Genomic DNA, 11,777 nt, shown 5'->3' with positions numbered 1-11,777 from the left:
AAGAAAAAATCAAGAAGAATGCTTTGACATAGTGACGCATTACATCTATAATACCGATTAAGCAAAGGGGCTGTAAAAAAAAGGTAAGGCATCTTTGCTCTTTTTTATATCATGGTTCTGTTATCTGTGAAAAGAAAGAACAAAGAAAACAGCAACACTTGCAGAAAAGGAGGAGACAACAATGAAAAAAAGACATGTAATGCGTGCTCTGGTTGCAGCAGCAACGGCACTGGCACTGACAGCATGTGGATCGACAGGTTCTTCTGACACAAGTAAGAGCACATCAACAGCATCTGCTGCATCGACCTCATCCGGTTCGGAAGCAGATACGGAGAATACCATCACGATCCCGGCAGGCGAGTCGGTATCCCAGGATTCTGATGTTACGGCAATGGTAGCTGTAGACTTTACCACCATGGATCCGATGGATACTTCCGATACACTTTCCGGTGGTGTACAGCGAATGATGATGGACGGTCTGTTTGGATTCGATGAGAATATGCAGATCATTCCGATGCTGGCAACCAGCTATGAAGCAAATGATGAAGCAACCGAGTATACGATTCATCTTCGTGAGGGCGTAAGCTTTACCGATGGAACTCCGTGGAATGCAGATGCCCTGATTGCAAACGTAAATAAATGGGCAGACAAGAGCCTTGGACTGAAACGTACTACATTCCTCTGCAATGTTCTGGATCATGCAGAGAAGATAGATGATTATACCGTTAAAATTTATTTATCACAGTCATTCGGTGCTTTCATCAGCAACCTGGCACATCCGGCTACGCTGATCATGAGCCCGAAACAGATTGAAGCAGGAGAAGATGCCTGTGCACAGGCACCGGTAGGAACCGGCCAGTACAAATTTGTTGAGTGGGTTGCCGGTGACCATATGAAAGTAGAACTGAACAAAGACTGGTGGGGATATGACGCAGACGTCTGCGGCGGAACTGCTCTGGCAGATGCAGATGCAGGATTTAAGAGCATCACATTCAAACCGGTTGCAGAAAGTGCTACCCGTGTATCTGCAATTCAGGCAGGTGACGCACAGATTATGTGGTCTGTACCGACAGAAAGTGTTGACACCTTAAAAGGTGACAGCAACGTATCCGTTGGAATGGGCGACAGCATCGCCGTATGGTACTTCTTCATGAATACACAGAAAGCACCGTTCAACGATGTTAAGGTTCGTGAGGCAATGGCTTATGCAATCAACAAAGAGGCATATATCCAGGTCGTTATGAACGGTTACGGTTCTGTGGCAACTTCTATGGTAGGAGAAGAAGTACAGCACTACAAAGGAAATGATCCGTATTCCTACGATCCGGAAAAAGCAAAAGAGCTGTTAAAGGAAGCAGGATATCCGGATGGATTTACCACAACACTGATGTACAGCAACACGACAGCAAATCAGAAAAAAGCAGAGTTCTACAAACAGCAGCTTTCTGAGGTTGGTATTGATCTGGAATTGAACGGAATGGAAAATGCCGTTCTGAATGAAAAGGTTCAGGGAGCTGACTGCGCAGGAGCAGATGCCGAGGTAGACTGCTACTTAAGCGGATGGTCTACTTCCACCGGTGATGCTGACTGGGGACTTCGCCCGATGCTGGCAACCGAATCTGAACCGCCGATGAGCTACAACATCAGCTACTATGAGAATGAAAAAGTAGATCAGCTTCTCAAAGATGGTCTTGCAACAGCAGATGAAGACAAACGTGGTGAGATCTATGCAGAAGTACAGGATACTGTATGGAAGGATCTTCCGCTGCTCTGCATCGCAAGTGATAAAAACATCTGGGCAACCAGCAACAACATTACCGGAGTATATCTGTTAGGCGATGGAAGCATCGGCATGAGAAATGCCAGAATGGCAGCCGAATAACGGCAGACTGAAATAAGGATATGAAAAAGACCCCGGCGTCCTTCCATCAAAAGAGGGCGCCGGTTTCTTACAAACAGGAAAGCAGGCAGTGATCCGTGGGATTGTACCTGTAGGATAAGCATGAAAGTAGGAGATACAATATGCCAAAATATATACTGAAGCGTATTGTGGGTACGATCCCCACACTGATTATTGTTGTTACATTTGTATTTTTCTTTGTCCGCCTGATTCCGGGAGATCCGGCGAGACTCGTTGCAGGAGAGCAGGCAACACAGGATGACGTAGAGGCAGTAAGAGAAGAGCTTGGCCTCAATAAATCCATTCCGACACAGTATGTTACCTACGTGACAGGACTTTTAAAAGGAAATCTCGGAACCTCCCTTCGAACAAAGCAGCCGGTTACAAAGGAAATTGCGGGAAGATTCGGAAATACCGTCCGTCTGGCATTTGTCACATTGCTGTGGAGCTCGGTTGTTGGTGTGCTCTTTGGTGTGTGGTCCGGAACACACCGGGGAAAATGGCAGGATTATACCGGAATGACGATTGCGGTCTCGGGTATTTCACTCCCCTCGTTCTGGATCGGCTTTCTGCTGATTATGCTGTTTGCGGTAAAACTGCGAATTCTGCCGACAACAAGCGGAACAAGCCTGAAAAGTCTGATTATGCCGTCGATCACGCTCGGCGTCGGAATTGCAGCCGTGATCGCACGATTTACAAGATCCTCCATTATTGAGGTTTTAAAAGAAGATTACGTCAGAACAGCAAGAGCAAAAGGAATCAAAGAAAAGGTTGTGATCTGGAAGCATGTTTTCCGCAACTCCATGATCTCCGTCGTGACGGTTGTGGGTCTGCAGTTCGGCTTTCTGCTGGGAGGTTCTGTTGTCACAGAAACGGTATTTGCCTATCCTGGCCTTGGCTCCCTTCTGATTGAATCGGTCAATTACAGAGATTATCCGGCAATCCAGTCCCTGATTCTGATCTTTTCGCTGCAGTTTATCGTCATCAACCTGATTGTCGATATCCTCTATGCGGTTCTGAATCCGGAAATTAAACTTCAGTAGGAGATGAGTGGAATGAAAGAAAAGAAAAAAGTACAGACCGAGAACCAGGAGAGAATTAAAACTCCGTTTTCTGAGATGGTTCGAAAATTTAAAAAACAGAAAAATGCAGTAGTTGCGCTTTGTTTTATCATTTTTCTCATTTTCCTTGCGTTTTTCGGAAGCAAAATTGTGCCGTACGGAATCAATGAGTATGATTACAATGCGATTCTGCAGGGACCAAGTATGAAGCACCTGTTTGGAACGGATGAGTTTGGACGGGATCTGTTTTCCCGTATCGTCTGTGGAACCCGGATTTCACTTGCAGTCGGATTCGGCGCTGTTACGGTCGGTGCAGTCTGTGGTACCATTCTCGGACTTCTGGCCGGATATTACGGCGGATGGATTGATTCTATTATTATGAGAATCTGCGATGTCCTGTTCGCTTTTCCGGGACTGATTCTTGCAATCGCCATCGTGGCAATCCTCGGAAGCGGCATGACAAACGTTGTGATTGCGGTCGCTGTCTTTTCTACACCGACCTTCGCACGACTTGTCCGAAGCAAAACGCTGAGCCTGAAAAATTCCGTCTTTGTCCTGGCGGCACGGAACATCGGTGTTTCCGATGCAAGAATTCTGTTTCACCATATTCTGCCGGGAGCCATTCCGGACATCATTGTACAGTATTCCATGTCATTTGGATCTTCCATTCTGACAGCATCGAGCCTTTCCTTCCTGGGAATGGGCGCACAGCCGCCGACACCGGAATGGGGACTGCTTCTTTCCAACGGAAGAAACTATATGGCAAGTGCAATGTATGTGACGATTTTCCCGGGTCTTGCGATTTTCCTTACCGTACTGAGCTTTAACCTGTTAGGCGACGGACTTCGCGATGCACTCGATCCGAAACTTTCCGATTGATAAGGAGGAGCAGAAGTGGCTACTGATAACGTACTTGAGATAAAAAATTTACATACGTATTTCTATACCGATGGCGGCGTGATCAAAGCAGTAGACGGTGTCGATGTGGAGCTTCGACGCGGCGCAACGCTTGGTATCGTAGGCGAGTCGGGAAGTGGAAAGAGCGTGACATCCCTCTCTGTGATGGGATTACTGACCGGAACGAAAGGAAAAATTGCTGATGGCGAAATCCTGCTGGATGGCGATGACATTGTAAAGCTGACGAAGGAACAGCAGAGAAAGCTGCGCGGAAGCAAGATTTCCATGATTTTCCAGGAACCGATGACCAGTCTGAACCCGGTCATGAAGATTGGAGACCAGGTGGCAGAATGCGTTCTGCAGCACGAAAAAATATCAAAAAAAGAGGCACTGAAAAAGGCAGAGGACATGCTCCGGAAAACGGGTGTTCCGCGTGTGGAGCATATGATGAAGGAGTATCCGTTCCAGCTTTCCGGCGGCCAGAGACAGAGGGTCATGATTGCCATGGCGCTTGTATGCAAGCCGGAAATCCTGATTGCGGATGAGCCGACGACTGCACTGGATGTAACGATTCAGGCACAGATACTGGATCTGATGAATCAGCTGAAAAAAGAGACGGGTACATCCATCCTGTTTATTACACATGATCTTGGCGTTGTTGCAGAGGTCTGCGATGATGTTGCCGTTATGTACTGCGGCCGCGTGGTAGAGCGCGGAGATGTAAAAACAATTTTCGCCAATCCGTCCCACCCGTATACGAAGGGACTGCTGGGATCGATTCCGAGACTGGGAGACGCCGGAAAAGAACTGAAGTCGATTCCGGGTAACGTTCCAAACCCGAAATATATGCCGAAAGGCTGCAAATTTGAGCCGCGATGTCCATACGCTTCGGAAAAATGCCGCGAGGAAGAACCGGGATTTTTCCAGATCGAAGAAGGCCATATCAGCAGATGCTGGCTCTGCGAAAGCGGACAGCTCAAAACAGATCACGTAGAGAAGGCAGGTGACTAGGATGTCAGATACATTACTTAGAGTAGAGGATTTGAAAATTTATTATCCGGTTGCCGGAAGCGGATTTGGGAAAAAGGAATTCGTCAAAGCGGTAGACGGAGTTACCTTTGAGGTGAAAAAAGGAGAGGTATTCGGAATTGTAGGCGAGTCCGGCTGCGGAAAATCCACGCTGGGAAGAGGCGTCTGCAAACTGGAAAATCTGACATCGGGCCATGTGTATCTGGATGGAGAAGATATTACAGAGTACAATGACCGGAGAATGCGTTCCATCCGGAAAAAGGTACAGATGGTTTTTCAGGATCCGTATGCGTCCCTGAATCCACGGATGTCTGTTTTTGACATCATTGCAGAGCCGCTGCTGGTGCATCATCTGTATCAGGATAAAGCGGATCTGGAAAAGAAAGTGCTGGATCTTTTGCACCGGGTAGGACTGGATGACTACCATGCAAACCGTTATCCACATGAATTTTCCGGCGGTCAGCGTCAGAGAATCGGAATTGCCCGTGCACTTGCGGTAGAACCGTCTCTGATCATCGCAGACGAACCGGTTTCGGCACTGGATGTGTCTATTCAGGCGCAGGTTCTGAATCTTTTAAATGAACTGAAGCATGACCTGGATCTGACCTATATTTTTGTTGCACATGACCTGAGCGTTGTGGAATACATCAGTGACCGTGTCGGCGTTATGTATCTCGGCAATTTCGTGGAGGTCGGAGAAAAAGAGAAAATTTACAGCAATCCGATGCATCCGTATACGCAGGCACTGCTTTCCGCAGTTCCGGTTCCGGATCCGACGGCAAAAAGAGAAAGAATTCTGCTTGAGGGAAGCATCCCATCCGCCCACAAGCCGCCGACAGGCTGCAAATTCCATACCAGATGTCCAAAATGCATGGAATGCTGCAAAACACAGGCGCCGGAGCGGTATGAAGTGGATGACGGACATTACGTATATTGTCATCTTTATGATAAAGAAAGAAGGGAACAGCAGAAATGAAGCTTTTTATCAGTGCAGATATCGAGGGCTGTGCCGGAGTGGCACTGACCGATGAAACACATAAGAAGGAAAGCGTATACCAGAGATTTGCAGAGGAGATGACCGAAGAGGTCGTTGCGGCATGCGAAGCAGCACATGAAGCGGGCGCGGATGAGATTGTCGTAAAGGACGGTCACGGAGATGCATCCAACATTGACCCGCTGAAAATGCCGGAGTATGTCACCCTGATCCGGGGAAAGAGTGGTCATCCGTATAATATGATGTATGGTATCGACGACAGCTATGACGGCGTACTGTATCTTGGATACCATGCACCGGCAGGAGATCCCAATTTTTCGATCAGCCACACATCGACAGGAAACAGCCTGTATATTCATCTGAATGGAAAAGTGATGAGTGAGTGCATGCTGAACAGCTATACAGCAGCATCACATCACGTACCGGTGCTGTTCCTTTCCGGAGATGAAGAGATCTGCCGTCAGGCCAAAGAACTGATTCCGGGCATTACGACAGTGGAAACGAAGCATGGTGTCGGTGCGGCAACGTGGTGCAAAGCGAAAGGAAAAGTGATCTCCGAAATCCGGGAAGGGGTAAAAAAGGCAGTTGCTGGACAGAAAAAAGAGTGCCAAGTGGCCCTTCCTGAGCACTTTACGTATGAGGTAACCTATAAAGACTGGAAAAAAGCGTACACGATGTCGTTTTATCCGGGAATGCAGAAGGTAGATACCTTTACAAATAAGCTGGAGACAGATCGCTGGATGGATATTGTCACAGCACACTGCTTTGTTGTATATTAAGAATATAAATCTGACAGAAACCCAAAGAAAAGAGGATAAAACAATGGATATAGAAATGTTTGGTAAGCTTTCCGATGCATTTGGACCAAGTGGATTCGAGGAGGATGTCATCCGTACCATAGCAGATTACTGCAAAGAATTTGATGTAGAAAATGACGCAATGAATAACCTGTATGTGCGGATGCCGGGAACAAAGCAGGATTCCCGTCCGGTCATCCAGCTGGATGCCCATCTGGACGCATGCGGTTTCATGGTACAGAATATCCAGGACAACGGATGCCTTGGCATTATCATGCTTGGCGGCTTTCATCTGACCAGCCTTCCGGCACATGCGGTATGGATCCGCACCAGATCCGGAAAAATGGTACATGGTATTATCTGCGCAAAACCGGTTCATTTCATGACAACAGCGGAACGCAGCAGTCAGACTCTGGAAATTGAAAAAATGTATGTGGATGTCGGAGCAACCAGCCGCGAGGAGGTTGAAAACGTTTTCGGAATCCATATCGGTGATCCGATGATGCCGGATGTAACCTTTGAATACGATGCAGAGCATGAAATCTGCTTCGGAAAAGCATTTGACAACCGGGCCGGCTGCGCATGCATCGTAGATACGATGAAACAGCTGGAAAAGGAGCAGGCTTCTCTTGCGGTTAATGTTGTCGGCGCCTTTGCGGCGCAGGAGGAGGTCGGAACCCGCGGTGCTGTGGTAACGAGCCAGATTGTAAAACCGGATCTTGCCATTGTATTTGAAGGATCTCCTTCCGATGACTTTTTCATCAGCGCAGGACAGGCACAGGGCTGCATGAAGAAGGGTGTTCAGATTCGTATCCTGGACAACAGCTATATTTCCAATACGCAGTTTATTTCACTGGCCGAGGAAGTGGCAGCAAAATGCGGAATCAAATACCAGGAGAGTGTAAGAAGAGGCGGAAGTACAAACGCAGCAAAAATCAGCGTGACAGGAAAAGCAGTTCCGTGTCTGGTGCTTGGTGTTCCATCCCGCTATGCGCACAGCCATTACAATTTCTGCGCAAAAGAAGACCTGGAGGCAGCAAGCGCAATGGCAGCCAATGTCATTCGTGCTTTAGATGAGGAAAAGATCCGTCATATCTGCCATCAGGATGTACTGTAAAATATTCGATAACGAAAGAAAAAGCATGCCGGAAGCGGGTTCACAGGAAAGGTGAAGCCGTTTTCGGCATATCTGGTAAAAAAGGAGAGTTTACAAGTGAGAAAACCGATCATTGGAATCTTGGGAAATACGTATAAAACACAGCCGGGACTTTTTTCAAGTGCGGAGAGAATGTATGTCAACAGCGATTATATCGAATCAGTTCTGAATAACGGCGGAATTCCTATGGCAATTCCGGCAGTTACCATGAAAGCGGATCCAGAAGGCATACTTGCTGTGTGCGACGGAATTCTGGTTCCCGGCGGAGAGGACTTAAATCCGTGGTATTATGGGGAAGAGCCAAAACCGCAGATCCAGACCATCCGCCCGGAGATCGACGAGGCATGGTTTGCACTTGGACGGGCAGCAAAAGAGATGGGAATGCCTATGCTTGGCATCTGCAAAGGAATTCAGTTTTTAAATGTCCTGTGCGGCGGTGATCTGTACCAGGATATCTATACACAGAAGGAAACCACAATTCTGCATCTGCAGTCCCTGGAGCGGTCTTATCTGCATCACCATGTGGAAATTAAAGAGGGAACCCATCTGGCAGAAATCCTCGGGGCGGGAACCCATGCGGTAAACTCCATGCATCATCAGGCAGTCCGTACGCCGGGAGAGGACATCGTGGTTTCAGCAACGGCGCCGGATGGAACCATCGAGGCGATAGAAAGCCGCAACGGACAGATTGTGGCTGTACAGTGGCATCCGGAAGGGCTGATCCACTCAGCGCCGGAGATGAACCGCTTTTTTTCGGATCTGGTAGAAAGAAGCAGCAGATACAGAGAGAAAAGGTAACGATTTGGAGCTATGTAAAAGGAAAGAAAAACCGGGATGGGACTTTTGAACCGTTACGAAAAAATAAGAATGGATAAAGATGCGATTCCAAAAGCAGAGAGCAGGAATCGTTCGGGAGGCAAAAAAAGAATGAACAGAACAATAAGAGTATCGGCGGCAGGTGATATTCTGATTATGAAACGGCTTCTGCCGGGATATCAGGATGTTTTGCCGATTCGCGAATTTCTGATGCAGGGAGAGGTTCGGATGGCGAATCTGGAAACAACGATATCGGACGGCAGCTGTTACGCATCGGCGTATTCCGGCGGAACATGGCTGACTGCAGATGCGAAGTGTCTGGAAGATACCCTGCGTTACGGTTTTAATTTTCTTGGGATTTCGAATAATCATACGATGGATTATTCCTACGAAGGACTTGCATCTACGATCAGCGAACTGAAAAAAAAGGATGTGGCATATGCCGGAGCAGGCAAAAATCTTTACGAAGCATCGCGTCCTGCCGTTCTGGACACAACGGCGGGACAGATTGCGGTGATTGATATCTGTTCTACCTTTGAAAATGCAGCCAGGGCGGGAAGCCAGACGGAACGGCAGCCTGGCAGGCCGGGCTTAAATCCGTTGCGCTTTTCGGAAAAATATACCATTACGGAGAAACATGCGCAGGATCTTGCGAAGATTGCAGAGGTGACCGGAATCAACGGACTGCGGGATCTGCACCGGCAGGAGGGATTTATCGCTCCGCTTCCCGAGGGCGTCATGGAATTTGGCGGGAAAATGTTTGAAATCAGCAAGGACGGAACAGAGGGAAGAAGCTCCAGCCCGAATCCGATCGATGTGAAACGCACCGTCGATGCAATCCGGGAAGCGAAGATGACATGTGAGGCAGTCCTGGTTATGGTACATTCACATGAAATCCGTAAGGACAATGACGAGGAAGCGGATTATTTTCTGGAGGAATTTGCACACGCCTGTATCGATGCGGGAGCCAGTGCGGTGATCGGGGGCGGAACGCATCAGCTGAAGGGAATCGAACTGTATCATAACTGTCCGATTTTCTACTGTCTCGGAAATTTTATTTTTGAAAATCAGTATGTACACCTTCTGCCTGCGGACTACATGGAAAAATATGGTCTGAATATTCACACGGCAGCATCCATCGGAATTGCCAGGCGGCAGGAGCAGTCCTCACATTCCCTCTACGAAATTCCGGAGGTCTATCGGAGTGTGCTGCCGTATTTCGAGATCTGTCAGGGGAAATGCACACATCTGGAGCTTCTGCCGGTCGAGCTTGGTATGGACAGGGAAAACGCAGAAAAAAATATTCCGTACGTGGCAGACGAAAAAACAGCAGAAAAAATTGCAGAATATCTCACCCGCGTGAGCAAGAGATATGGAACAGAATGGGAATACAAAGAAGGAAGGATTGTACTTCATGCGTAAAAAATGGGAAATAGAAGAAGAATACCGAAACTTTTGCCGGAACAACAAAGAACTTGCGCTGCAGACGCTGCGGGAGCTGACACTGACCCCGACGGAAACGGGAAAAGAGGATCAGAGAATCGCATATTGCATGGAATGGATGAAACAGCAGGGCATGGAGTCAGTTCATACGGATGAGCTTGGAAATGTAATCTGGGAGTATCGGCCGGAACAGGAAAAGAAGGTTCTGTATACGGCGCATCTGGACACCGTGTTTTCGCTGGAGGAGCCGCTGGAGATCAAAGAAGACGGAATGATCTGGCGTTGTCCCGGCATCACGGACGATACCGTGAATGTTGTGATGCTTCTGATGGCGGCAAAATACGTTCATGAGACAGAGCCGGAGCTTCCATGCGGTCTGATTTTTGCAGCGGATCTTGGAGAAGAAGGGCTTGGCAATCTGTGCGGAGTTCGCGCGCTTGTCGACCATTATGAAAAAAATCTGTGTGGAATGGCAGCCTTTGATCTGTATCGGGATAAAATGTATCCCATCTGCATCGGGTCTGTCCGGTATCGGATTTCGGCAAAAACAAAGGGCGGTCATTCTTTCCTGAATTTCGGAAGAAAAAATGCCATTGCAGAGCTTGCGGGCCTGATCGGAGAGCTTTACCGTTTTCAGACGGATGCAGCATCTCATACAACATACAATGTGGGAAAAATAGAGGGAGGAACCTCTGTCAATACGATTGCGCAGGATGCCTCCATGCTGTTTGAATTCCGTTCGGAGGATTACAGGAGTCTGGAAGCCTGCGAAACATATCTGGAGGAGACCATAGCAGCACGCCAGAGTGAGGAGGTACAGTATTCCTGTGAGCTCGTCGGAAAGCGGCCGTGCGCAAGAGAAACCGATCCTGTCCAGATGGCACGTATGACGCGGTGCGCACAGAAAACGCTGAAGGCAGCCGACGGGGAAGAGGCGGTATGCTCTGAGGCATCCACAGACTGTAATATCCCATTGTCGCGGCATATTCCTGCTATCTGCGTCGGTTTCTGCCGGGGCGGGGGAGCGCATACCAGAGAAGAATGGCTCGATGCCGCCAGCGTAGAAGATGGCATGTGTGCAGCCGTAGCACTCGTATGCCGGCTTCCGTGGATGTGCTGCGAGAGCAGAGTCGTTGTAAGGGACGGGATAGAGGATCGAAAAGAGAAAGAGGAAATCCGGCAGCTGCTGGAGCTGTGCGATCAGGATTTCGTTCCGCCGCTTTCCCACCGTAACAGTACATCCCAGACGAACTGGGCCGAGACAGAAGAAAAGACGGATGGAATTGCAGAATATCTGGAGAATATCTGCAGTCAGCATGTGGTGTTGTGGAAGGAAGAGGGAGTCGTGCGGGCCTTTATGACCTGGAAGGATCATTTTAACTGTGAAAATCTGGAAGCATATCCGGATTCCTGCTATCTGACCACCCTCTGCGTCTGGCCGGATTACCGCGGACAGGGAATTTCGGAGGTAATGTATGCAGAAGCAGAAAAGGACATCGCAGCAAAATTTCCGGGAAGCCGGATTACTCTCCGTACCTGGTCCACGAACGGGGCCCAGGAGCATATCCTGGACAAGCTGGGATATAGTCTTGTCCGGCGGCTGAAGGATGACAGGGGAGAAGGAATTGATACGGTTTATTTTGTAAAAAAGGAAGAAAACGAAAAAAATGACAGATAACATGGT

The 11,777-nt window shown here is 48.4% G+C and carries 10 protein-coding genes; all 10 read left to right on the top strand.

Features of this window, described 5'->3' with window-relative positions:
* The first annotated feature begins 181 nt into the window (after positions 1–181).
* Entirely contained in the window at positions 182–1,882 is a 1,701-nt protein-coding gene (locus DXB83_RS09455; RefSeq protein ID WP_118697506.1) for a glutathione ABC transporter substrate-binding protein, read from the top strand.
* 140 nt (positions 1,883–2,022) lie between these two features.
* Positions 2,023–2,943, top strand: a complete 921-nt coding sequence (locus DXB83_RS09450; RefSeq protein WP_022463233.1) for an ABC transporter permease — start codon at positions 2,023–2,025, stop codon at positions 2,941–2,943.
* Between the two features lie 12 nt (positions 2,944–2,955).
* A complete protein-coding gene (locus tag DXB83_RS09445; protein WP_055265632.1) occupies positions 2,956–3,840 on the top strand; it encodes an ABC transporter permease subunit in 885 nt (294 codons plus the stop codon).
* 15 nt (positions 3,841–3,855) lie between these two features.
* Positions 3,856–4,869 (top strand): ABC transporter ATP-binding protein, encoded by a 1,014-nt coding sequence (locus DXB83_RS09440; protein WP_055219240.1) that lies wholly within the window; start codon positions 3,856–3,858, stop codon positions 4,867–4,869.
* Position 4,870: 1 nt separating this feature from the next.
* Complete coding sequence (locus tag DXB83_RS09435; RefSeq protein WP_055219243.1) at positions 4,871–5,863, top strand: ABC transporter ATP-binding protein; 993 nt, start codon at positions 4,871–4,873, stop codon at positions 5,861–5,863.
* On the top strand, positions 5,860–6,660 hold the full coding sequence (locus DXB83_RS09430) for a M55 family metallopeptidase (RefSeq protein WP_055219245.1): 801 nt from the start codon (positions 5,860–5,862) through the stop codon (positions 6,658–6,660). The genes DXB83_RS09435 and DXB83_RS09430 overlap by 4 nt, the downstream gene beginning before the upstream one ends.
* 43 nt (positions 6,661–6,703) lie before the next feature.
* The gene (locus DXB83_RS09425) at positions 6,704–7,795 is read left to right on the top strand and encodes a M42 family metallopeptidase (RefSeq protein WP_117802602.1); all 1,092 of its coding nucleotides are present in this window, start codon (positions 6,704–6,706) and stop codon (positions 7,793–7,795) included.
* A gap of 96 nt (positions 7,796–7,891) precedes the next feature.
* Entirely contained in the window at positions 7,892–8,632 is a 741-nt protein-coding gene (locus DXB83_RS09420; RefSeq protein WP_118697505.1) for a gamma-glutamyl-gamma-aminobutyrate hydrolase family protein, read from the top strand.
* Between the two features lie 129 nt (positions 8,633–8,761).
* Positions 8,762–10,072 (top strand): CapA family protein, encoded by a 1,311-nt coding sequence (locus DXB83_RS09415; protein WP_158581103.1) that lies wholly within the window; start codon positions 8,762–8,764, stop codon positions 10,070–10,072.
* Positions 10,065–11,771: a M20/M25/M40 family metallo-hydrolase gene (locus DXB83_RS09410; RefSeq protein ID WP_158581102.1), complete on the top strand. Its 1,707-nt coding sequence runs from the start codon at positions 10,065–10,067 to the stop codon at positions 11,769–11,771. The genes DXB83_RS09415 and DXB83_RS09410 overlap by 8 nt, the downstream gene beginning before the upstream one ends.
* Positions 11,772–11,777 lie beyond the last annotated feature (6 nt).

The sequence above is a fragment of the Blautia sp. OM06-15AC genome (assembly GCF_003481425.1).
In the GTDB taxonomy this organism is placed as follows: Bacteria; Bacillota; Clostridia; order Lachnospirales; family Lachnospiraceae; genus Fusicatenibacter; species Fusicatenibacter saccharivorans.
This window is presented reverse-complemented; position numbering and strand designations above follow the sequence as displayed.